Consider the following 23,008-nt stretch of genomic DNA (forward strand, 5'->3'; position numbering starts at 1 on the left):
CGGCGCTTCTCCATTCCTGACCGTTCGCCGTGGTCAGGCGAACGGTCAGGCGAACGGTCAGGCGAACGGTCAGGCGAACGGTCAGGCGAACGGTCAGCCGAACGGTCAGCCGAGGGTCTCCGGGGCGGCGAGGGCCAGGCCGGCGGCGCCCAGGGCGTGCTGGGCGTCGCTCCAGGGACGGACGATCACCTGAACGCGGTGGGCGGCGGTGACCCGGCTGGTCCGCATCGCGGCGAGGAACCCCGGCTCCAGCCCCGGCCAGAGGACGTGGTTCTCGCCGATGACCGCGATGGTGGGCGTGCCGAGCAGGTTGACGACGCCGGCGACGGCCCGCCCTAGCACGGTGCCGATCCCGGCGAGGACCTCCGCCAGCCCCGGCTCGCCGCCGGAGACCCAGCGCGCGCGAAGCTCCTCGATGGTGGTGGCCGCCTCGGCGAGGCCGGCGCGGCGGGCGGCGCGCAGGATGCCGCCGTCACTGGTGAGCGTCTCCAGGCAGCCCCGGGCGCCACAGGCGCAGCGCGGTCCGGTGGTGGCGACCGGCGTGTGGCCGAACTCCCCGGACAGCCCGCTCGGGCCACGGTGCACCCGACGCTGCAGGACCGCGCCGAGCCCCACCCCGTCGCCGATGCCCAGCACCAGGAAGTCGTCGTGCTCGCGGCCCGTCCGGTACAGGAGCTCGGCGGTGGTGCTCGCCCGGAGATCGTTGTCGACCAGCACCGGGATCGGCAGCTCGGCGCGCAGCCGTTCGCCGAGGGGAAGTTCGCTCCAGCCGAATCGGGGACATACACGTATATAGCCGGTGGCCGAATCGACAGAGGACGGAGTGACCACTCCCACGGCCCTCAGCCTGGGCCCCAAGGTGGGGTCGGCCAGCCGGTGGTTGATCACCGCGAGCAGCTGCGGGATCGGATCAGAGTGGCAGTCGAAGGCTGATACATCGGATGTGATCACGCGACCGTCCAGCCCCGCGACGACCGTGACGACATGGTCGGTGGCGACCCGTACGCCCATGGTCGCGGCGGCCTCGGGCACCACCTGGAGCGGGATGCGGGGCCGGCCGACGGCCCCGGCCTGCGGGGCGAGAGTCCGCAGGTAGCCGCAGGCCAGGAGGCGTCGCGTGTGCTCGTGTACGGTCGCGTCGCCGAGCCGGAGGCGGGCCGCGATCTGGCGGCGGTCCAGGGCGCCCGCGGTGCCGAGCAGCGCCAGGATCTCGACGCGGGTCAGATCGCCACGAGGGGCGACTCGACGAGCAGTCATCGGATATTTCCACCTCGATCTCATTGACACTACAGAACGCGACGCCTAAGTTTCACAATTATTAACTCGGCCCCGAGCTTATTGAGTGGAGCTGCGATGGGCAGGCGGATGCATGGCGGTCGGCGATCATTGGCAGTCGCCGTAGCGGTGGTCATCGCGGGGGGATTAAGCGCCGGTTGTGGGGACAACGGCGGTCAGCAGTCATCAGGCGGCAGCAAGGCGAGCAACGGAGCGGTGACGCTCACCTGGTCGATGTGGGCCTCCGGCACGGAGGACCGCGACGCCTGGCAGAAGGTGGCCGACGAGGTCACCAAGAAATACCCGAACATCAAGATCACGCTGGAGACCTCTCCGTTCAACGACTACTTCACCAAGCTCGGCACCCGCCTGGCCGGCGGCAGCGCGCCGTGCATCGTCTCCATGCAGAGCCTGCGCACCGGCGGCTACGTCAACGGCATGCTTCCGCTGGACGAGCTGATCAAGAAGAACAGCCTGGACACAGGCGACTTCGACTCCTCGATCATGGCCGGGCTGGCCTCCGGCGGCAAGCAGTACGCCCTGCCGTACGACGTCGGCTCGCTGATCGTCACCTACAACAAGGACATGTTCAAGGCGGCCGGCGTGGCAGCGCCGAAGGTCGGCTGGAGCATGGCCGACTTCGAGGCGGCGGCCAAGAAGCTGACCACCGGCGGCAAGTACGGCTTCGTGGCCTACCCCATCGACCTGCCGATGTTCTCGATGATCCTGTCGCAGACCGGCGCGGAGCCGGTGGACGCGTCCGGCAAGCTCACCCTCACCTCCGAGCCGATGGCGACCGGCTTCCAGTGGTACGCGGACCTGGTCGCCAAGGCCGGGGTCGCGCCCAAGGTGCCCGGCGTGGACAACAACTTCCCCGACACCCAGTTCCTCAACGGCAACGTGGCGATGCAGGTGAACGGGCCTTGGGCGGTCCTGTCGCTCAAGCAGCAGGCCAAGTTCGGCGTGGGCCTGGCCACCATCCCCGCCGGTCCCGCCGGGTCCAAGACCTACTCGGCGGGCTCCGGCTTCGGTATCTCCCAGTCGTGCCAGTACCCCGACGAGGCGTTCAAGGCGATCAGCGTGATGACCAGCGCCGACGTGCTCGGGCAGCTCGCCACCATCGGGCGCGCCTACCCGGCGCGCAAGTCCGTCCAGAACAAGTGGTACGAGAACGCCTTCGAGGGCGCCAAGGAGGTCCTCGACGCCGCCAACGCCTCGGCGACGCCGTTCCGGACGACCTCCAGCTGGGACCAGGTGTCCAAGCTGCTGGCCCAGTACGGCGTGCCGGTCTTCAACGGGCAGGGCACGGCGGCGGACGTCCTCAAGCAGGTCCAGCAGCAGGCACCGGCGTAACGAGCATGCGCAACCATCCACAGGGAGTGACGTGTACAACGACGCCATACCCGGGCGAGCGGCGGTAGCGCGCGGACAGCGTGCCCGCCGCCGGCGCGGCGACGGAAGGGTCGCCGCCCTGTTCGCCGGGCCCAGCCTGATCGGATTAACGCTGTTCACGCTCTTCCCGATCGTGATGTCCCTGGTGATCGCCTTCTTCCGATGGCCCGCGGTGGGCGAGCAGGTCTTCACCGGGCTGGGGAACTTCGCGCAACTGTTCGGCGATCCCGTGTTCCGGCGGACGCTGTTCAACACGTTGCTGTTCGTGGTGCTCTACCTGCCGCTCAACCTCATCGTGTCGGTGGGGCTGGCGGTGTGGATCTCGCCGCGCATCAAGGGCCGCCAGGCGCTGCGGGTGGTCTTCTTCCTGCCCGTGGTCACGCCGATGGTGGCCAACGCGATCGTCTGGCGGATGATCTACCAGCCCAACGGGTTCATCGACGGCACGCTGCACGCCGCCACCGGCGTGCACGCGCCGAACTTCCTCGGCGAGCAGGGCTGGGCCATGTTCGCCGTCGTCGCGATGAGCGTGTGGCAGGGGTTCGGGTACAACATGCTGGTCTTCTCGGCCGCCCTGGACGCCATCCCGCGGCAGCTCGTGGAGGCGGCGCAGATCGACGGGGCGGGGCCGTGGCGGCTGTTCTTCCGCATCACGCTGCCGATGATCTCCCCGGCGATGTTCTTCGCCACGACCATGACGCTGATCACGTCGTTCCAGGTCTTCACCCAGCCGTTCCTGATGACCGGCGGCGGGCCCGGCATCGACACCGAGACCCTCATGATGTTCGTCTACAACCAGGGCTTCTCCGTCTACCAGTTCGGACTCGCCTCCGCCGCGGCCTGGATCCTGTTCGTGCTGATCCTGGGCGTGACCGCGATGCAGTTCGCCGGCCAGCGCAGATGGGTCACCTACGATGTCTGAGCACGCGCACGCCGACCCGGCCTCCCCATGGGCGCACAGGGTCCGGCTGGTCGTCTCGCACGCCGCCCTCTACCTGGTGGCCGCCGCCTTCGTGTCACCGCTGGTGTACATGGTGGCCACGTCGCTGAAGCGCGCCGACGAGGTGTTCGGGTCGCCGCCGAGCCTGTTCGGGTCGGTGATCCGGTGGGAGAACTACAGCGAGGCGTTCGAGTTCCTGCCGTTCGCGCGTTTCATCGTCAACGGGCTCGCCGTCGCCGTCTGCGGCACCGTCGTGGTGCTGGTGGCGTCGAGCATGTCGGCGTACGCCTTCTCGCGGCTGCGCTGGCGCGGTCGCGACGGCGTCTTCCTGGTCTTCCTGGCCACCCTGATGATCCCCCAGGAAGTGCTGGTCGTGCCGATGTTCATGCTGATGCGCTGGTTCGGGTGGGTGGACTCGTTCCAGGCGCTGATCTTCCCCTGGGCGTTCACCGCCTTCGGGACGTTCATGCTGCGCCAGTTCTTCCTGACCATCCCCGAGGAGCTCGCCGAGAGCGCCCGCCTCGACGGCGCGGGGGCGGTGCGCGTCTTCACCAGCATCATGCTGCCGCTGGTCAGGCCCGCGCTCGCGGTGCTGGCGGTCTTCACGTTCATCAACTACTGGAACAGCTTCCTGTGGCCGCTGATCATCATCAACTCGGTGGACGAGAAGGCCACGGTCCCGCTGGGTCTGCAGCTCTTTTTCGGGCAGCAGGGCACCCAGTGGAACCTCATCATGGCCGCGGCCGTGATCTCCATGGCGCCGACCACGGCGCTGCTCATCATCCTGCAGAAACATCTCGTACGCGGGATCGCGACCAGCGGTCTCGGCGGACGCTGAACATTTGAAGAAGAGGGACATCGTGCAGCACCACGCCTGGTTCGCCGAATCCCGGTTCGGCATGTTCGTGCACTGGGGTCTGTATTCTCTGGCGGCCCGGCACGAGTGGGTGAAGAACCGCGAGCGCCTGACCGACGAGGACTACCAGCGCTACTTCGACCACTTCGATCCCGACCTGTACGACCCGGCGCGATGGGCGCGGCTGGCCAAGGAGGCCGGCATGCGCTACATCGTCCTCACGACCAAGCACCACGACGGCTTCTGCCTGTGGGACTCGGCGCAGACCGACTACAAGGCGACGCGCACCCCCTGGGGCAAGGACCTGATCGCGCCGTTCGTGGAGGCCGTCCGCGCCGAAGGGCTGAAGGTCGGGTTCTACCACTCGCTGATCGACTGGCACCATCCCGAGTTCCCGGTCGACTCGCTGCATCCCCAGCGTGACGACGAGGCGTTCAAGGCCGCCGCCGCGGGCCGCGACGTCTCCAAGTACTCCGACTACCTGCACGCCCAGGTGCGCGAGCTGCTCACCGATTACGGCCGGATCGACTACCTGTTCTTCGACTTCTCCTACCGGGGCAGGCCGGGGAACTGGGGCGGCAAGGGCGCCGACGACTGGCGCTCGGACGAGCTGCTCGCGATGGTCAGGGAGCTCCAGCCGGACGTCATCGTCAACGACCGGCTCGACATCCCCGGCGACTTCGTCACCCCCGAGCAGTACCAGCCCGCCGGGCCGATGGTCGTCGACGGCCATGAGGTGCCGTGGGAGGCGTGCCAGACGCTCAACGGCAGCTGGGGGTACGACCGGGACAACCTCGACTACAAGTCTCCGGACCTGCTCGTACGGATGCTGGTCGACAGCGTCGCCAAGGGCGGCAACCTGCTGCTCAACGTGGGCCCGGACGGGCGCGGCGAGATCGACCCCCGCGCGCGCGGGACGCTCGCCGACATCGGCGCCTGGATGCGGCTGAACTCCCGCTCGATCTACGGCTGCGGTCCCAGCGGCTTCACGGCGCCTCCCGACTGCCGCTACACCCAGCGTGGCGACCGGCTCTACCTGCACCTGTTCGCCTGGCCGTTCGGCCACCTGCACCTGCCGGGGCTGGCCGGGCGGGTGAAGTACGCCCAGTTCCTGCACGACGCGTCGGAGATCCGTACGCGGGTCATCGACCCCGGCCAGCAGGCCGGCCTCACCACGATGGGGGCCGTGTCGCCGGACGTCCTGACCCTCGACCTGCCCGTACAGCGCCCCGACGTCGCCGTGCCCGTCGTCGAGCTGTTCCTCACCGAGTGACTTCAGCCCCGTCGTGGGCGAGCTGCCGCGAAGGCGTCAGCAGCGTGGACAGCGCCCAGCGGCCGGGCCCGAGGACGGCGATGAGCAGGAAGCCCCAGCAGAAGAGCGCCGCCTTCTCACCGCCGTTCTCGATCGGGAACAACGCCTGAGGCTGGTGGACGACGAAGTAGGCGTAGGCCATGGTGCCCGAGCAGAGGACGGCGGCGGCGCGGGCACCCAGTCCGAGCAGGACGAGGATGCCGCCGACCAGTTCGATGGCCGCGGCCCACCAGCCGGGCCATTGTCCGAACGTGGGCACCGGACCCTGCGCCCCGCCCAGCACGTCGAAGAGCGTCGCCGCGCCGTGGCAGGCGAACAGCAGTCCCAGCACGATCCGGTAGAGGGCCAGGAAGAGCCCCTGATTCTTGTCCAACAGATCCACGGCAAATGCCCTTTCCTGCTGTTGAAAAATATGGGAGCGCTCCCAAACAGATTCTTGAGATCAAGCACATATGTCAATGTCACGTCACTCATAGGATCGGTCCAAAACGCGCTGTATACGCATAACCTGCCCGAACTTCCCGGTCATAAAGTTTCGCATTCGTGAAATTTTCATCAGCGCCCGACGAAAGTCGGCCGGGAAAGTTGACACGAATGATCGGGCCACGGTAAATCCCGACATACGAAAGCCGCCCGGACAGGATCCGGGCGGCTTTCGTCAAGGATCGGCTACCGCTTGGCGCACAGCGCGGTGTCCATGGCCTCGATCACGTGCTGGTGGGCCTCCTCGTTCGGGGGCAGCGCCGTGACGGCGACGGTGGCGGCGCGGCCGTCCTCGGTCACCCCGTTGCGGGTCTCGTACCCGTCGATGTCACCGCCGTGGCCCCAGGTGACGCCGCCGCAGCTCAGCGGCATCTTCATCAGGCCCAGCCCGTACTCCCAGCCGGCCGGGAACCCGGGCGCCTTCATCGTGTGCTTCATCGCCGCCAGCTGCTCCGGCTTGAGCAGCTTGCCGCCCATCAGGGCGGTCATGAAGCGGTTGAGGTCGCTCGGGGTGCCGATCAGCTGGCCGGCCGCCCATCCCCACGACGGGTCCAGGTTCGTGATGTCCTTCAGCTTGCCGCCGGGCTTCTCCGACCCGTACCCCTGCGGGTGCCGCCCGCGGATCGTCCTGTCCCCCTTGCCCGGCCAGTACGTGTCACGCAGCCCGATCGGCTCGATGATGCGATCCGTGATCACCTCGGCCACCGGACGGCCGGTGACCTTCTCGATCAGCAGGCCCGCCAGCACGTAGTTGGTGTTGCTGTACTCCCAGCTCGTGCCCGGCGCGAACGACGCCTTGTGCGCGAACGCCATGTCCAGGAGGTCCTGGGGCGATCGGTAGACGTTGCGGCTCTCGAAGATGCTCGGCATCCAGCGGGTGTAGTTCGGCAGGCCGCTGGTGTGCTGCAGCAGCTGCCGCACCGTGATCTTCCTGCCGTCGATGCCCTTGCCGCGGACCACCTTCGGCAGGTACATCTCGATCGGCTCGTCCAGATCGACCTTGCCCTCGCCGACCAGCTGCAGCACCGCCACCGCGGTGAACATCTTGGTGTTGCTCGCGATCCGCACCCGGCCGTCGACCGGGACCTCCTCCTTGGTCGTCAGGTCCGCGACCCCGGCGGTGTAGTGGCGGGTCCGGCCCTTGCCGTCCTGCACCGCGGCCAGCGCCGCCGGGAACCTGTCCTTCTCCGCCAGCGCGTCCAGCTTCCGCTGCACGGCGTCGGGCCGGTGGTTGCGCTTCAGCTCGTCCCGCACCTCGGCCAGCTCGGCGGACAGGCTCTCGTCCGGGCTCTGCCGCACGACGTTCGCGGTGCGGCCGAGCCCGGTGGCCGCGGCGGCCGGCGTACCCGCCACGACCAGCCCCGACAGCGCCGCCAGCGCCGCCGCGGCGAGAACCCGCACGCGCCGGGAGGACTTCGACTCGGAAGAGGTACGCGACATGGGAAACGCTCCTGATTTCTTGGTGGGGGTCGTCCGTTTCGGACATCACCAAGCATGTCGGCGCACGGCATCCTTGATCGATCCCGTGCGCTGGAGCGTTCGGGTACAGCCAGCTGTACCGGGGTCAGGACGGGCAGGTCCCGTCCAGAGCGCTGATCACCCCGTCGATGAACACCTGCGACTTCGGCTCGTCGGCATGCGCCACCCCGGGGAACTCGGCCTTGCACCACACGCCGTCGATGACGTCATTGCGGGTCTCGTCGAGCGAGCTCACCAGCAGCGTGTAGCGGACGGGGTCGGGCGTCGGGTCGCCGCTGTTGAGCTGGCTGATGAAGGTGCTGGTCGGGCACATCTGCCCGCCCTGGTTCGCCGGCAGGAGGCAGGCCGGCCAGTAGCCGCGCTGCCCGGTGCCCATCGAGACGTAGCTCAGCGTGGCATCGGCGCCGCCGAGGGACTTCAGGTAATAGCGCGCCGACAGCCCTCCCATGCTGTGCCCGACGAGGCTGACCTTCCCGCCGCCGTTCTCCTGCCGTACCTGTGCCACCAGGTCCCTGATGGCTCCCGCGTTGGCGATGTTCTCCTCGCCGGGGAGGTCGATCGTGTACGCGGGATGGCCGGCCTGCTCCAGCGCCGCCTCCATCTGAGCGAACTCGGTCGGCGACCCGTTCCAGCCGTGGATCAGGATGACCGGCTCCCGCTGCGCGGCCTGCACCTGCTGGCAGGTGCCCAGCCCGGCCAGCAGGATTCCCGCGGTCACTAACCCTGTGATGCGTCGGCGCCTCGATGACATGAGTCACACCTCGCTACTTCTGGGGGAATTCACTTACTGAGCACTCGGTAAGTGATGGGTTAGATTTAACACCGTGGCCCGAAGTAGGCAAGACCCCAGCAGACAGGAACGCGCGCGCTTACGGCGAGAGGAGATCATCGCCGTGGCCGCGGAGATGTTCGCGCGCGACGGCTTCCGCGGCACCTCCCTGCCCGCCGTCGCGGCCCGGGCCGGCATCAGCGAGCCCGGCCTCCTGCATCACTTCGGCAGCAAGGCGGGACTGCTCCTGGCCGTGATCGAACGGCGCGACCTCGACAGCGAGGCGTTCGCGATGGAGCTCCTGGGCATGGAGCCCTCCGGGCGGCTGCGGGCCATGCCGGAGTTCGCGCGCCGCAACAAGGAGCGGGCGGGGCTGGCCAAGCTGTTCACCGTGCTGGTCGCCGAGAGCCTGGAGCCCGGCGCGCCCGGCCACCGGCACTTCGTCGACCGCTACCGCGCGATGCGCGCCATCGTCGCCGACAGCATCCGGTCGGCCCAGGCCGCCGGGCTCGCCCGCCAGGACATCGACCCCACGGCCAAGGCCGCCGAGATCATCGCGACTCTCGACGGCCTGCAGACCCAGTGGCTGCTCGACCCCGACACGATCGACATCGTGGCCGGCGTCGAGTCCTACGCCCGCACGCTGGAGCACGACCTGACGTGCGGGCTCTTCTGAGGTGGCCGGTGGGTGTCGTGGGCGGGGTCGCGGACCAGGTGCCGTTCCAGCCGGTGGTGAAGGTCTGGCTCCCTGGGAAGACGGCGGCATGATGGCGGTCAAGAAGATCGTCGAAAGGTGCCACGTGGAGAAGATCGTGTCCGTCGCCGTCGCGAGCGTGCTCGTGATCGGCCTCGCTCCCGCCGCTCACGCCGTGTCCGCGAGCGATGTCTACGCCAACTACGCCGAGCTCTCCGCCCACGAAACCGAGGGCCGGGACTATCGCCGCGTCCTTCGTGTCCCCGGCGGAGCGAAGGTGGCGCACATCGCCATCCACGGCGGCGCCATTGAGGCGCCGACGTCCCAGCTCGCCGACCAGGCCGCGGGATGCAAGCACGCCTACTACTCATTCGTCGGCATCAAGGACAGCGGCAACAGCGCTCTGCACATCACCTCTACGCACTTCGACGAACCCAAGGCGCTCTCGGTGGTGGCCGCCGTCGACTACACCATCTCCTGGCACGCCGCGGCGGGCGCTGCTGCCACCACCTACGTCGGCGGGCGCGACACGACATTGATCAAAAAGGTGACGGCCGAGCTGCGCGCCGCCGGGTTCCCCGTCTCGGCGTCCGTACCCGACGAAATCGGCGGCGACAGCCCCCGGAACATCGCGAACAGAAACCGCAGGGGCATGGGGGTGCAGCTGGAAATCAGCCGGGGTCAGCGGGAGCGGTTCTTCAAGGAAGGCAAGCTGAATCGCGCCTGGATCGAGAGCCCGGCCAACCGCACGAAAGCCTTCTACAAGTACGTCGCGGCCGTCAATCGTGCCCTGAGCTGAGGAGCCGAAGCCCGGCGCCTCACCTGGGGGTGAGGCGCAGGATGGCGTGGTCGCGGGAGAGGTAGGGCACTTCCAGCCGCAGGTTGTTGATGCGGGCGGACCTGCCGGGAGCCAGGGACAGCTTGCCCTCGTCGCGGCAGCGCCCGTTGACGCAGCTGCTGGAGATGCTGACGTTCGCCCCCTCGGCCTGCAGCCCGCCGGTGAAGCCCAGGAGCGCGATGGTGGCCTCGTCCGGGTCGAGCGAGCTGATGGTGATCCGCTGCACGCCGAACCGCTTGTCGATCCGGAGCCGGTCGCCTGCCCGTACCTCGACCTCGCAGTCGGCGTCCTTGCAGGACGCCAGGCTGCTCCCGTCGGCCGGGTGATGCCCGGTGGACGAGGGCCGGACGGAGGCGGTCGGCATGGGAGACACGGTGTCCGTCGTGGGTGGCAGCGTGTCCGTCGCCACCGACAGAGGCGTTGACGGCGTGGTACGCGAGTCGGCGCAGGCAGCGGCGAGTACGACCAGCAGAGCGACGGCGGTGAACCGGACGACGGTCGGCATTGGGCTCCTCCAGGCGGACACTCCTGACGTTGTGCCCGTCCTAGCTGCGAAAATAACCCTGCGTAATCAAAGTGGCAGCTCAGTCCGTGCCGGACACCAGCCCCACCCGGTAGGCGAGGACGACGGCCTGCACGCGGTCGCGCAGCTCGAGTTTGGCCAGGATCCGGGACACGTAGGTCTTCACGGTCTCGGCGGTGATGAACAGCTTCTCGGCGATCTCCGCGTTCGACAGGCCGCCCGCGATCTGTTCGAGGACCTCGAGTTCGCGGGGGGTCAGCGTGCGCACGATCTCGTCCCTGGCCGGGCGGGACGGGTCGCCGGGGCGGAGCCGTTCGGCGAAGTGGCCGATGAGCGTGCGGGTGACGGCGGGCGCCAGGAGGGAGTCGCCACGGGCGATGGTCCGCACGCCGTTGACCAGCTCCGCCGGTGGCGCGTCCTTGAGCAGGAAGCCGCTGGCGCCGGCCTTGAGCGCTTCGTAGACGTGCTCGTCGACGTTGAAGGTGGTGACGACCAGCACTTTCGCCGGGGCCTCCGTGCCGGGGCCGGCCAGCCGCCGGGTGGCCTCGATGCCGTCCACGATGGGCATCCGGATGTCCATCACGATGACGTCCGGGCGCAGCAGCCGGGCGGCCTCGACGGCCGCGCGGCCGTCCGCGGCCTCCCCGACGACCTCCATGTCCGGCTGGACGGAGAAGATGGTGATGTAGCCGGCGCGCACCAGTGCCTGGTCCTCGCAGATGAGCACCCGGATCGGCGTGTCGGTCATGGACTGCTCCTGTACGGGATGAGGGTTCGGACGCCGAACCCGCCGCCGGGGCGGGGCCCGGCCGCCAGTTCGCCGTCGAGCATGCGTACGCGTTCCCGCAGCCCGTCCAGACCTCGCCCGCCCGACGGCACGACTGGGGCGGCGTCGGCGGGCCCGTCGGTGATCACCTCGATCTCGAGGTGGTCGTCGTGGTGGTGGACCGTGACCGCGGTGGGCCGCCCCGTCGCGTATTTGATCGCGTTGGTGAGCGTCTCCTGCACGACCCGGTACGCGGCCAGCTCCACGTCGACGGACTGCGGCCGCTGGTCGCCGCGTTCGGTCAGTTCGACGGGCTGGCCGGCCAGCCGGGCCTGTTCGACCAGGTCGCCGATCTTGCCCAGGGCCGGCGCGCGGCCCGCGACCGCCGAATCGCCAGTTGCCTCCAGCACGCCGAGCAGGTAGCGCAGCTCCGTCAGCGCCCGCCGGCCGGTGTCGCTGATGGCGGCGAGCCCGGCCCCGGCGCGCTCCGGCGCGCTGCCGACCAGGAACTGCGCCGCGTCGGCCTGGACGACCATGGCGGTCACATGATGGGTGACCACGTCGTGCAGCTCGCGGGCGATGCGCGCCCGTTCGGCCGCCGCGGCCACCTCCGCGCTCAGGCGCCGTCGCTCGGCCTCGTCAGCCCGCCACCGGCGCATCCCGGCACCTGCCATCCAGATCACCGCCAACGTCAGATAGAACGCGAGGAACGCCGGGACTCCGTTGGGCGACCCCAGGCCGTGCAGCACGACGACCAGCAGGACATAGCCCACGGTCGACACCGCGACGAGGCCGCGGCGGAACCGGACCTGGTAGGCGCCGGCGGCGTACAGGGACAGATAGAGCCCGATGCTGGCGAACGTCTGCGGGTAGCTCAGCGCCTGATGAACAGCGAAGGCGGCGCCGATGATCGCGAGACAGCCCGCGGGCCATCGGCTGCGTACCACCAGCGGCGCGGACTGGGCCACGGTCAGCGCCACGGCCAGCGCGTCCAGCGGGCGCTTGGGCAGGTCGCCGAGCTGCGCCCCGATGACGGACATCGTCGGCACGGACGCCAGCAGCATGAGCGCCGCCGCGAGCGCGGTGTCCTTCACGGACAGGCGGCAAGCTCGCCACCGGTCTGACCATAAGCGGGCGGAACGGGCGGCGTTCGCGAACACCGGGCAAGCCTAACGACCCCCACGCCGCGCAGGGAGCAATCCGCCGCGCCGGTGCGCGAGGACGAGCATCGGTACGGCGAGCAGCAGGCTCATCAGGACGGGCACGATCGACGCCTCCAGCCCGAACTCGCCCCCGGTCAGCACCGCCGGACCCGAGACCTCGGCGGTCAGCAGACCGGGCGACACGTGGCCGGAGACCGGGATTCCCAGCAGACCCTCGGTGGCGTTCCAGGCGAAGTGGAGTCCCACGACGAACCAGATGCTGCGCCGCCAGAGGTACGCGGCACCGAGCAGGACGCCGGCCTCGACGGCGATCGCCAGCGAGCTCCAGAGGCTGGCTCCCGGGTTGGCCAGGTGCATGCCGCCGAACAGCAACGCGGTGATCGCCAGCGCCACCCGGCTGCCCCACAGCGCCTCCAGGGCCTGCAACGCCAGGCCGCGGAACATCAGCTCCTCGGTGACCGCCGCGCCGACCGCCGTGAACACGACCGGCAGGACGTTCCCCGACGACCACGAGAACGAATAGCCGCCGGCCACCGTGATCAGGAGCACGGAGCCGAGCACGAACCCCAGGCCGATCCCGGCACCGGACAGCGCCTCCCGTCCGGCCCCGTCTCTGGCGATCTCCGGAGTGGGCCGCCCCGCGACGAAGCGCATGACCGCCCGGTAGACGACCACCGCGGCGACCGCGCCCACCACGGCGAGCACCGGCGCTCCGCCCCCGGTCAGCGCCGACACCACGATGAGGCCGAGCAGCCCGATCAGCATCCAGGTGAGGGGGAAGCGGGCGATCCTGCGTATCCGGCCGTCGCCGGGGACTGTGGCTGGCGTGCTCATGGTGACCTCCGTTGACATCGGCCGCGCGATCGGCGGCCCCGGCGAAGACGGTATGAGCGCGATGGTGTCCGGCGAATCACCAATGAGCGGACGATTCAGGTAGCTCTCACGGGGGATGGCCGGCGCCATTGACGAGCCCCGCCCATAAGGTTACGGTCAGGACCGGAATTGAGCGTAAACGAACACGACCCCGGAGGTGGTGCCGTGCGGATTCCCATGGAGGGGCGCTTAAGGTGGCCCCGGCTCACGCGCGGAGCGGTGGCGGCGGTGCTCCTGGCGGCACTGCTCGCAGCGCCGCCAGGAGCGCCCGCGTTCGCGGCCGACCTGCGGATCGCCAACGACGGCTTCGACGAAGGGCTGGCCGGCTGGAGCGGCTCGCACACCGCGGGCGGCGTCGAGGCCGTGTCCTGGGACGGGCGCACCACGGCGCGCGTCACCGACACCGACCCGGCCGCCGCCTACGGCAGGGAGAGCATGCCGGGCCTGCCCGCCACCGCGGGCACCCGCTACACCTTGCAGGCCCAGGTGTGGGCCGACAGCGGCACCGCGTACCTGTATCTGCGCTTCCGTGACGCCTCCGGCAACCTGCTGGCCGGCGGCGGCAACGCCCCGGCGACGGGCAGGCGCTGGAACCGCGTCACGGCCTCGGGCGTCGCGCCCGCCGGCACGGCCACCGTCTCGGCCCTCATCTACTCGGGCGTGGCCGACGTGGGCACCGCCTACTGGGACGAGGTGCTGATCACCAAGGACGTGACCGACCTGGGCGTGCAGATCGACAGCAGCGTGCCCAACGCCACCACGTTCGCGGGCGGCAGCGCGTACGCCGTCTACACCGGCACCGCGGAGGCCAACCCGCAACTGGCCGTGATCGACGTGGCCACCGAGAAGGTGACCCAGAAGCTCACCATCCCCGACAGCGCGGCCACGCCCACCGTCGGCGGCTGGGCGGCGGCCACCGCCACCGACGGCAGCGTCTACCTCGGCACCTACCCCAACTCCAAGCTCTACCGGCACGTCCCCGGCCAGTCCACGATCACCGACCTCGGCCGGGCGGAGGGCGGCTACTCCTTCATCTGGGACCTGGAGCCGGGAGCGGGCGGGAAGGTGTACGGCGGCACCTACAACGACGGCCGCTACTTCAAGTACGACAACGGCGCCTTCACCACGATCGGCAGCGTCCCCATTGTGGCCGGCGCCCAGTACGTGCGCAGCCTCGCCCACGACCCGGCCGCGAACGCCACCTACCTCGGCACCGGCACGAACGCGGCCCTGATCAGGTACGACAACGTCACCGGCCGGGTGGACAGCCTCCTTCCGGCCGCCTACGCCCACAACTCGATGGTGGGCGGCCTCACCTGGACGGGCGACAGGCTGTTCGCCTGGATCGACCGCACCCTGCTCGTCCTGCGCGTCGTCCGCGACGCCGACGGCTCGTACACGGCCGCCACCGACGCCGCGATCACCGACGTCGACCTGCACCACTCCCCGGCCCGCGACGGCCTGGTCTGGTTCGTCAAGGACGGCCTGCTGCACTCGTACGACATCGCCGCCCGGACCGTGCAGGCGACCTCCGTGCGGCCAGGACTCGACGTCACCGGCTACACCTGGTCGGGCAGCACCCTGGTCGGCCTCGGCGCGGCCACGGACGGCACCAGGATCTTCAAGTACGAGCCCGCCGGCGGGCGCTGGAGCAGCAACCTCGTGACCGGCACCCCCGTCCTGCCCGCCGCGATCAACGCGCTCCGCGCGGGACCCGACGGCCGCGTCTACACCGGCGGCTACCTGACCGGCGGCACCGGCGTCTACGACCCGCTGCGGGGCGACGGCGACGACAACCAGCCGGACCGGCCCACCCTCAACGGGCTCAACCAGACCGACAGCCTGCTGGCCCACGACGGCCTGCTCTACATCGGCGTCTATCCCTCGGCCCGGATCTACAGCTACCAGCCCGGAGGCCCGTGGCCGCCCACGCTCAGGTACACGGGCGGCGCGGCGGGCGACAAGGCCGACGACTGCGAGCCGGGCAAGGGCCCGCCCCCGCAGGACCGGCCGTACGCGCTGGCCGGCGGGCCGGACGGCACCGTCTACATGGGCACGGTGCCGAAGTACGGCAAGCGCAGCGGCGCCCTCACCGTCTGGAAGCAGGGCACGGCCGGGCGGACCCTGTGCGTGGTGCCCGACCAGGCCGTCGTCTCGCTGGCGTACGCGGGCGGCAAGGTGTTCGGCGGCACCTCCACGCGCGGCGCCCTGGGCGTCGACCCCGTCTACGCCCCGGGGGCGTCGGCCACGTTGTTCTCCTACGACCCCGCCACCGGCACGGTGCGCACGCATCCGCTCCCGCTGACGGCGCCCAAGGCCGTCACGGCTCTGGCGGCGGTGGACGGCGAGCTGTGGGGGCTGGCGGGCGGCTCGCTGTTCACCCTCGATCCGGCGCGGCCCGAGGCGATCACCGTCAAACGGCTGTTCGCCGACCCCGACTACACGGCCAAGCCCAGCGTGGCCTGGCGCGACGGGGTGCTGCTGACCGTGCCCCAGGACCCGGCCCGCGTGTACGGCACGGCCGGCGACCAGATCTTCTCGATCGACAAGTCGACCAAGGCGGTGACCGTGCTGCGGACGGAAGCGGGGATGGAAGGACTGACGGCCGACCGCTTCGGCAACCTCTACTACAAGATCAACGAACGCCTGTTCCGACTCGCCCGGCCATGAGGCTGATTTCGGCCTGAACCGATACCACGCGGAGGGGGTCAGCGCTCGGGAGCCGTCGTCACCGGCGGCTCCTCGGGGGCCGGCGCGTCGGACGGTTCCGGGCGCCGGGCGCGGATCCGGCGGGACACCATGCCGGTCGCGACGGCGGCGGCGCCGCCCAGCAGGGCGAGCAGCACGGGGACGAGGGTGGCGGACCACGGCCAGGCGCTGCCGGTCAGCTTGACGTCGAGCACCGGGTACTCCAGCGTCTTGGCGGTGAACCGGGCGGTCTGCACGTCGTAGGTGCGGGCGAGGTCGCGCAGCACCGGGTCGAACGCGAACTCCGGGTTGACGTGGAGGTACTCGGGCCGCGGCCCCGTGGTGGCCGCCGCGCGGCGGCTCGCGGCGTCCAGCCCCGGCACGAGGAGGCGGTCGAGGTCGGCCGCCGCGACCGTCGAACGCGGGACGAACGTCAGCCCGTGCTTGGAGTGGATCACGCCGTCGCCGACCGCGACGGTGCGCCCGACCATGGACTCCTCGGTGTAGGAGACGAACGCGGAGGCGAGCTCCAGCTCCCCGACACCCTCGGTGAGCTGGACGCCGATGGTCGTCGGCCCGGTCTGGTAGGAGGCGTTGAGCGCGACGACCACGTCCGACGGCTCCAGAGCGGATTCGGGGATCTGCGCGGCCCTGCCGGGCAGGTAGTGGCGCCAGTGGACCCGCTGCGCCGCCGCACGCGCGGTGTCCGCGTCGAGCAGCCGTTCGATGATCCGGAGACCGCCGTCCACCCCCGACAGCACGCCGCCGGTGGTGATCACGTTCCCGTCGTCGACGTACCGCGTGCCGCCCGTCCACTTGACGTCGGGAAAGTCCTTCCGCAGCCCGGACAGCCGCAGCCAGTGGGAGGTGGCGGGCCTGCCGTCCAGCAGCCCGCTCGCGGCGAACGTACGGGCGCCGGCGCAGACGCTGACGGTCAGCGCGCCGGTGGCCGACTGCTGCCGCAGCCAGGCCCTGATCGAGGCGGACTCGGCCGGATCGGGCGGCTGCAGGGCCGGGATCACCACGGCGTCGAGGTTGTCGTCCCGCTCGCTCATCAGCCGCGTCAGCTCGTCGAACGTCAGGTCCGGCACGATGTCCAGGCCGCCGGTCAGGGGCACCAGCCGGGGTCCCGCCGAGACGACGTAGGTGTTCACCCGGCCGGTGCCCGCCAGCACCTCGTACGGGCCGAGCAGGTCGGCCACGTTGGAGCCCTTGCCGCCGACCAGGAAGGCCACCGTGGGCTTGGCCGGATCATGGGCCTTGGCCACCGGCTGGGCCGACACCGCGTCCGAGCGCGCCCGGTACAGGTCGCCGAACTTGCCGATGGTGTTCACCGCTGAGACCGAAGCGGGGATCAGCAGCACGGCCAGCACCACGGCCGCCCTTCTGACCCACTTCCACGGGACGCGCAGGCGGTGATGATGGTGGAGGTACTCCTCGCGCCGCCACAGCATGGCCACGGCCATGAGGACGAACATCAGCGTGTGCCCGATCGACATCACCAGGTGGTCCGGCAACGCGCCGAACCAGTACGGGATGAGCAGCACGGGGAACGGCGCGAACATCGCCAGGCTCATCTCTCCGATGGCGGCCCAGCCATGGCGGCGCACCCGCATCCAGACCGCCATGCCGACGGTCATGTCGGCGGCCATGATCAACGTGCTGACGTCGAACCGGGTGTCCCCCGGCAGGAACGCGCTCCACACCAGGCCGAGCAGCAGCATCCCGAGGCTCATCGCGATGACCATCTCGACGTAGTGCCAGACGAAGCGCCCGGCCAGGCGCGCCTTTCCCGTAGGTGGCTCGTGAACAGTCATTGCCGGGCTCCTGAACGTCGTCGATGGGGGTTGTGCGCCCCTGCTTGACCGGTGCCAGTTCAGCCCGGCGGCCGGAAGCCGGGCAAGCGGTGACCGGCCGGCTTGTCCGAATAGCCGGGCATCGTGTCGCTTTCGGCCTTGCTCATCAGGGGTTCTGCTGCCGACCAGCACCGCCCCGACGTGGCGCGGGCTCATCGACGCCATCCGCAGGGCCGCACGCGGCGATAGCGTTTTCCCATGAACGGAGCAATCAACGTGTTCCCGGCATCTCCCAGCGACGGGGACGCGGTGGGCGAGATCCACGCCGAGTCATGGAAGGCCGCCTATGCCGGGTTCTTCCCTACGGAGTTCTTCGACGAGGCGGTGAGCCACCGGCGCGGCAAATGGCACGGCGTGCTCGCCGAGGGCAAGGACATCATCCTGCTGGCCTCGCTGGACGGACGACCGCTGGCGTTCTCCTACTTCGGCACCTCGCCGGCGCACCCGGAGTCGGCGGAGATCTTCGGCTTCTACGGCCACCCCGACGGCTGGGGCACCGGCATCGCGGGTGCCCTGATGACCGCGTCCCTGGACAGGATCCGCGAGGAGGGCTTCGGGCGGATCCATCTGTGGACGCTGCGTGGCACGCCCCAGTCACGCCGTTTCTACGCCAAGAGCGGCTTCACGGAGTCCGGCGAGGTCCGCGACCACGACTTCGGCGACGGCAACCCGATCGAGCAGATCGAGTACGAGCTGATCCTCTGAGCGGACGCGCTCGTCCTGTTCTCCGGAACGCCCCCGCCCCCAGGCAACTGACCGAATCCTGTTACCCTTAGTGACAAATAGGTTACCTTGGGCAATTCGGGGGCTCTTGTGAAGGTCGCCTGCGTCGGTGGCGGACCCGCCAATCTGTACTTCTCCATCCTGATGAAGCGGGTGGACCCGTCCCACGACATCACCGTCTACGAGCGAAACCCGGCCGGATCGACGTACGGCTGGGGCGTGACCTACTGGGACGAGCTGCTCGGCTACCTGCTCGCCGCCGATCCCGCGTCCGCGAGCGCCATCCGCGCGAACTCGGTCCACTGGGACAGCTGGGTCGCGCACATCCGCGACCGCGCGACGGTGAGGGTGGATCACGGGGACGAGGGCTACGGCATCGGCCGGCACCTGCTGCTCGACATCCTCGTCGAGCGGGCCCGCGCGCTCGGCGTACGCGTCGAGTTCGAGCGCGAGATCACCGGCGAGCACGAGCTACCCGAGGCCGAGCTCATCGTCGCCGGCGACGGCGTCAAGAGCACGCTGCGCCGGCGCCACGCCGACCACTTCGGCCCCGAGTTCGCGGTCGGGAACAACTTCTACACCTGGCTCGGCACCACCCGGATCTTCAAGGACTTCACCTTCGCCTTCACGGAGACCCCGCACGGCTGGATCTGGTGCTACGGCTACGGATTCAGCCGGACGCACAGCACCTGCGTCGTCGAGTGCTCCCCCGCGACCTGGCGCGGGCTCGGGTTCCACGAGGCCGACGAGGCCGACAGCCTGGCCCTCCTGGAGAAGCTCTTCTCCGAGATCCTGGACGGGCACCCGCTGATCGGCCGGGCACACCCCGACGGCAGCTCGCACTGGCTGAACTTCCGCACCCTGACCTGCCGCACGTGGCACCGCGACAACGTCGTCCTGCTCGGAGACGCCGCGCACACCACGCACTACTCCATCGGCGCGGGCACCGCCCTCGCCCTCGGGGACGCCGCCGGCCTGGTCAACGCGCTGTACGAGGAGGCGACGCTGCCGGCCGCCCTCGCCCGCTACGAGCGCGACCGCAAAACCGCGATCCAGGGCACCCAGAAGAGTGCCCACCGCAGCGCCCAGTGGTACGAGAACCTGCCGCGCTACATCGACCTGCCGCCGGGGCAGATGTTCACGCTGCTCGGCCACCGGCACTCCGCGCTGCTCCCGCACGTGCCGCCGAAGCTGTTCTACGTGATCAGTCAGACGGCCGAGTCGCTGACCGGGCTCGTGTCCTGGCTCGGCTCGAAGGTCACGCGCACCCCGGACGCGCCCGCGAGGTGATCGCGGGGCTCTGGTCAGGCGGACCAGTGGGGGTCGCGGCCGAGCAGACCGAGGACGCGATGCTGGAGCGGAGCGTCGCCGGGCACCGCGACCTCGGGGCCGAAGACGACGACGCCCGGGCCGAAGGCGCCGGGGATGCGCATCTCCTCGGGGATCCGCTGGACGGCGGGCCACATCTCCTCGATCTCGGCCGGGTCGATCGTGTCGTCCTGGCCGGTCGCGCGGGCGAGGTCCCAGCCGTGGAGCACCATGTCGGCGCTGACGACCTGGTCGATGTGCCGCTCGACGGACATGCGCCCGCCGGGGGTGTCGATCTCCCGCGCGGCGGCGGCCGGGTCGGTGAGCAGCGGCTCGACGTCCGCACGCGCGGAGGCGAAGGCGGCGGCCGGGTCTTCCTCGACGGGCGGCGCGGGGCTGAGCGACCTGCCGAGCGGGCTGAGCATCGCGGCGTGCATGTCGACGATGTGGCCGACGACGTCTCTGGCGGTCCATTCCGCGCAGGGGGACGGGTGGGACCACTGGCCGGGAGCGACTGCGGCGATCTTGGCCGCGAAGATGTCGGCTCGGGTCCGATAGCGGTCGGCGATCTCGCTCATGAGGGCTCCTTCTCCTCCCCGGCTCCGATGATGATATCCGTGGCGAGGCCGCGTGCGATGATCAAGCGCAGGTCGCCGCCAGGTGATGTATGTCAGCCGACGCCGATCCGGTGGCGGAAGACCCAGTACGTCCAGCCCTGGTACAGCAGCACCAGAGGCAGGAAGATCACCGCGACCCAGGTCATGAGGCCGAGCGTCTTCGGGGTCGCGGCCGCGTTGCGGGCGGTCAGGCTGTAGGCCGGGTTGATCGTCGAGGGCAGGACGTCGGGATAGAGGACCGTGAACAGGCTGATCACGGTCAGGCCGATGGCGACCGCCGACAGCAGGAACGCCCAGCCCTGGCGGCCCCGGCCCACGGCGACCAGCGAGGACGCGAAGGCGACGACGGCCAGGACCGCCAGGACGACCGTGGCGGGGCTCCCGCCCTGGAGCTGCGTCCAGGCCAGGAAGACCACCGCGAGCACCGCCGCGACGACGCCCGTCCGCACCGCCACCGCGACCGCGCGCCGGCTGATCTCCCCCGTGCTCTTCAGCGCCAGGAACACGGCCCCGTGCGTGGCGAACAGCGCCAGCGTCGTCAGCCCGCCGAACAGCGCGTACGGGTTGAGCAGGTCCGCCACCGTGCCCACGTACTCGTGGCGGGAGTCGAGCCGCAGGCCCCGCACGATGTTCGCGAAGGCGACGCCCCACAGCAGCGCGGGCACGAACGAGCCCGCCACGATGCCGGCGTCCCACCGCCGCCGCCAGATCAGGGAGTCGCGTTTGCCCCGGTACTCGAAGGCCACCCCGCGCACGATCAGCGCCACCAGGATCACCAGCAGCGGCAGGTAGAACGCGCTGAACAGCGAGGCGTACCACTCGGGGAAGGCGGCGAACGTGGCCGCTCCCGCGGTGATCAGCCACACCTCGTTGCCGTCCCAGACAGGGCCGATCGTCTCGATCATCGCGTGGCGTTCCGCGTCGTTCCTGGCGACGACGGGCAGCAGCATGCCGACGCCGAAGTCGAACCCCTCCAGGACGAAATAGCCGAGCCAGAGCACGGCGATCGCCACGAACCAGACGTCGGTGAGCTCCATGCCGCGATCTCTCCCCTGGTAGGCGGGCGACTGGTAGGCGGGCGACTAGTAGGCGGGCGACGGCTCGCCTGGCTCGGTGCTGTCGCCGGACGGCGGGGCCATCCGGCCGTACTTGATCATGAGACCGGCCTCCACCACGGCCAGCACGCCGTACAGGAGGGTGAAGACGATCAGCGAGGTGAGCACGGTGCCCACCCCGACGCTGGGCGAGACGCCGTGAACGGTCTTCATCTGGGTGAAGACGATCCACGGCTGCCTGGCCGTCTCGGTGAAGATCCAGCCGAAGCTGTGCGCGAGGAAGGGCAGCACGACGGACCACACGGCGGCCCGCCAGATCCAGCCCCTGCCGCGTACGCGTCCGCCGCGGGTCAGCCAGAGCAGGACGAGCGCCACCAGCCCCGCGAGCATGCCGAAGCCGATCATCAGCCGGAAGGACCAGTAGGCGAGCGGGATGTAGGGGCGGTAGTCCCCCGGGCCGAACCTGCGCTGGTACTCCCGCTGGAGGTCGTTGACGCCGTGCACCTTGCCGTCGAACGAGCCGGTGGCCAGTTGGGACAGCAGGCCCGGGATCTCCAGCGCGAAGATCGGCCTCGTGCCGTCGAGCGTCCCGATGGTGAACAGGGAGAACGGCGCCGGCTGCCGGGTTTCGTAGAGCGCCTCGGCGGCGGCCATCTTCATCGGCTGCGTCTGCGTCATGATCTTGCCGAGGACGTCGCCGGACCCGAGGGTGCCGACGGCGCCCACCAGCACCGCGACCGCGCCGAGCCGGAGGGACGGGCGGAAGACGTCGGCGTCCCGCTTCCTGGCCAGGTGCCAGGCGGAGACGGCCATGAGGATCACCCCGCCGGCCAGCCAGCAGCCCAGGATGGTGTGCGGGAAGGTGGCCAGCAGGACCTTGTTGGTCAGCACGGCCCCGAAGTCGGCCAGCTCCGCCCGCCGGTCAACGGTGAAGCCCACCGGCCACTGCATGAACGAGTTGGCGGCCAGGATGAAGTAGGCGGACACCATGCTGCCGATCGCGACCGTCCAGATGCACGCGAGATGCACCAGTTTGGGCAGCCGGTCCCAGCCGAACATCCACAGCCCCAGGAACGTCGACTCCAGGAAGAACGCCAGCAACGCCTCCAGCGCGAGCGGGGCGCCGAAGACGTCACCGACAAACCTGGAGTAGGAGCTCCAGTTCATCCCGAACTGGAACTCCTGCACGATCCCCGTCACCACGCCCATGGCGAAGTTGATCAGGAAGAGCGTGCCCCAGAACTTGGTGGCGCGCAGGTAGGCCGGGTTGCCGGTGCGCACCCAGGCCGTGTTCAGGATCGCCACCAGCACCGACAGCCCGATCGTGAGCGGCACGAACAGGAAGTGGTACACCGTGACGATCCCGAACTGCCAGCGCGCGAGATCCACGGTGTCCAT

Annotated in this window: 21 protein-coding genes; 9 read left to right on the forward strand and 12 right to left on the reverse strand. The window is 69.9% G+C overall.

Features of this window, described 5'->3' with window-relative positions; all coding sequences use genetic code 11:
* Positions 1-105 precede the first annotated feature (105 nt).
* Positions 106-1,257: an ROK family protein gene (locus ACIHFD_RS50015; RefSeq protein ID WP_397372917.1), complete on the reverse strand. Its 1,152-nt coding sequence runs from the start codon at positions 1,255-1,257 to the stop codon at positions 106-108.
* A 234-nt stretch (positions 1,258-1,491) separates the two neighbouring features.
* Between ACIHFD_RS50015 and ACIHFD_RS50020 the strand changes: the two genes are divergently transcribed.
* Genes ACIHFD_RS50020 through ACIHFD_RS50035 form a run of 4 tightly spaced genes read left to right on the forward strand, consistent with a single transcriptional unit; the run spans position 1,492 to position 5,736 of the window.
* Positions 1,492-2,628 (forward strand): ABC transporter substrate-binding protein, encoded by a 1,137-nt coding sequence (locus ACIHFD_RS50020; protein WP_397372918.1) that lies wholly within the window; start codon positions 1,492-1,494, stop codon positions 2,626-2,628.
* A gap of 31 nt (positions 2,629-2,659) precedes the next feature.
* Complete coding sequence (locus tag ACIHFD_RS50025; RefSeq protein ID WP_357732543.1) at positions 2,660-3,589, forward strand: sugar ABC transporter permease; 930 nt, start codon at positions 2,660-2,662, stop codon at positions 3,587-3,589.
* On the forward strand, positions 3,582-4,445 hold the full coding sequence (locus tag ACIHFD_RS50030) for a carbohydrate ABC transporter permease (RefSeq protein WP_397372919.1): 864 nt from the start codon (positions 3,582-3,584) through the stop codon (positions 4,443-4,445). The genes ACIHFD_RS50025 and ACIHFD_RS50030 overlap by 8 nt, the downstream gene beginning before the upstream one ends.
* Positions 4,446-4,449: 4 nt before the next feature.
* Positions 4,450-5,736, forward strand: a complete 1,287-nt coding sequence (locus ACIHFD_RS50035) for an alpha-L-fucosidase (RefSeq protein WP_397372920.1) — start codon at positions 4,450-4,452, stop codon at positions 5,734-5,736.
* On the opposite strand, the gene ACIHFD_RS50040 is transcribed toward ACIHFD_RS50035, so the two are convergent.
* The 3 genes from ACIHFD_RS50040 to ACIHFD_RS50050 form a co-directional block, all read right to left on the reverse strand.
* The gene (locus ACIHFD_RS50040) at positions 5,726-6,157 is read right to left on the reverse strand and encodes a DoxX family protein (protein ID WP_364261583.1); all 432 of its coding nucleotides are present in this window, start codon (positions 6,155-6,157) and stop codon (positions 5,726-5,728) included. The two genes, ACIHFD_RS50035 and ACIHFD_RS50040, sit on opposite strands and share 11 nt — an antisense overlap.
* Positions 6,158-6,444: 287 nt before the next feature.
* Entirely contained in the window at positions 6,445-7,698 is a 1,254-nt protein-coding gene (locus tag ACIHFD_RS50045) for a serine hydrolase domain-containing protein (RefSeq protein WP_397372921.1), read from the reverse strand.
* Positions 7,699-7,822: 124 nt separating this feature from the next.
* A complete protein-coding gene (locus tag ACIHFD_RS50050) occupies positions 7,823-8,455 on the reverse strand; it encodes an alpha/beta fold hydrolase (RefSeq protein ID WP_355197696.1) in 633 nt (210 codons plus the stop codon).
* 175 nt (positions 8,456-8,630) lie between these two features.
* Here ACIHFD_RS50050 and ACIHFD_RS50055 point away from each other — a divergent pair, with 175 nt between their 5' ends.
* Together ACIHFD_RS50055 and ACIHFD_RS50060 are read left to right on the forward strand one after the other, a co-directional pair.
* Complete coding sequence (locus ACIHFD_RS50055) at positions 8,631-9,182, forward strand: TetR/AcrR family transcriptional regulator (protein WP_397372922.1); 552 nt, start codon at positions 8,631-8,633, stop codon at positions 9,180-9,182.
* A gap of 124 nt (positions 9,183-9,306) precedes the next feature.
* Complete coding sequence (locus tag ACIHFD_RS50060; RefSeq protein WP_397372923.1) at positions 9,307-9,999, forward strand: poly-gamma-glutamate hydrolase family protein; 693 nt, start codon at positions 9,307-9,309, stop codon at positions 9,997-9,999.
* Between the two features lie 19 nt (positions 10,000-10,018).
* On the opposite strand, the gene ACIHFD_RS50065 is transcribed toward ACIHFD_RS50060, so the two are convergent.
* The 4 genes from ACIHFD_RS50065 to ACIHFD_RS50080 all read right to left on the reverse strand — a co-directional run bounded on the left by ACIHFD_RS50065 (position 10,019) and on the right by ACIHFD_RS50080 (position 13,324).
* On the reverse strand, positions 10,019-10,543 hold the full coding sequence (locus ACIHFD_RS50065; RefSeq protein WP_397372924.1) for a hypothetical protein: 525 nt from the start codon (positions 10,541-10,543) through the stop codon (positions 10,019-10,021).
* A 79-nt stretch (positions 10,544-10,622) separates the two neighbouring features.
* The gene (locus tag ACIHFD_RS50070) at positions 10,623-11,309 is read right to left on the reverse strand and encodes a response regulator (protein WP_397372925.1); all 687 of its coding nucleotides are present in this window, start codon (positions 11,307-11,309) and stop codon (positions 10,623-10,625) included.
* Complete coding sequence (locus ACIHFD_RS50075; RefSeq protein ID WP_397372926.1) at positions 11,306-12,421, reverse strand: sensor histidine kinase; 1,116 nt, start codon at positions 12,419-12,421, stop codon at positions 11,306-11,308. Before ACIHFD_RS50075 ends, ACIHFD_RS50070 begins: the two co-directional genes overlap by 4 nt.
* A gap of 75 nt (positions 12,422-12,496) precedes the next feature.
* Entirely contained in the window at positions 12,497-13,324 is an 828-nt protein-coding gene (locus ACIHFD_RS50080) for a lysostaphin resistance A-like protein (RefSeq protein ID WP_397372927.1), read from the reverse strand.
* Between the two features lie 258 nt (positions 13,325-13,582).
* Here ACIHFD_RS50080 and ACIHFD_RS50085 point away from each other — a divergent pair, with 258 nt between their 5' ends.
* Positions 13,583-16,033 (forward strand): hypothetical protein, encoded by a 2,451-nt coding sequence (locus ACIHFD_RS50085; RefSeq protein ID WP_397372928.1) that lies wholly within the window; start codon positions 13,583-13,585, stop codon positions 16,031-16,033.
* Between the two features lie 38 nt (positions 16,034-16,071).
* On the opposite strand, the gene ACIHFD_RS50090 is transcribed toward ACIHFD_RS50085, so the two are convergent.
* Positions 16,072-17,868 (reverse strand): DJ-1/PfpI family protein, encoded by a 1,797-nt coding sequence (locus tag ACIHFD_RS50090; RefSeq protein ID WP_397372929.1) that lies wholly within the window; start codon positions 17,866-17,868, stop codon positions 16,072-16,074.
* A gap of 237 nt (positions 17,869-18,105) precedes the next feature.
* Here ACIHFD_RS50090 and ACIHFD_RS50095 point away from each other — a divergent pair, with 237 nt between their 5' ends.
* Together ACIHFD_RS50095 and ACIHFD_RS50100 are read left to right on the forward strand one after the other, a co-directional pair.
* Complete coding sequence (locus ACIHFD_RS50095) at positions 18,106-18,612, forward strand: GNAT family N-acetyltransferase (RefSeq protein WP_397372930.1); 507 nt, start codon at positions 18,106-18,108, stop codon at positions 18,610-18,612.
* Positions 18,613-18,720: 108 nt separating this feature from the next.
* Positions 18,721-19,920, forward strand: a complete 1,200-nt coding sequence (locus tag ACIHFD_RS50100) for an FAD-dependent monooxygenase (protein ID WP_397372931.1) — start codon at positions 18,721-18,723, stop codon at positions 19,918-19,920.
* 14 nt (positions 19,921-19,934) lie between these two features.
* On the opposite strand, the gene ACIHFD_RS50105 is transcribed toward ACIHFD_RS50100, so the two are convergent.
* The 3 genes from ACIHFD_RS50105 to ACIHFD_RS50115 form a co-directional block, all read right to left on the reverse strand.
* On the reverse strand, positions 19,935-20,516 hold the full coding sequence (locus ACIHFD_RS50105) for a TIGR03086 family metal-binding protein (RefSeq protein WP_350726063.1): 582 nt from the start codon (positions 20,514-20,516) through the stop codon (positions 19,935-19,937).
* A 92-nt stretch (positions 20,517-20,608) separates the two neighbouring features.
* Positions 20,609-21,592, reverse strand: coding sequence for a cytochrome d ubiquinol oxidase subunit II (cydB, locus tag ACIHFD_RS50110; protein WP_364261541.1), 984 nt, complete (start codon positions 21,590-21,592; stop codon positions 20,609-20,611).
* A gap of 45 nt (positions 21,593-21,637) precedes the next feature.
* Entirely contained in the window at positions 21,638-23,008 is a 1,371-nt protein-coding gene (locus tag ACIHFD_RS50115; protein ID WP_397372932.1) for a cytochrome ubiquinol oxidase subunit I, read from the reverse strand.

It is taken from the genome of Nonomuraea sp. NPDC051941, from assembly GCF_044593615.1.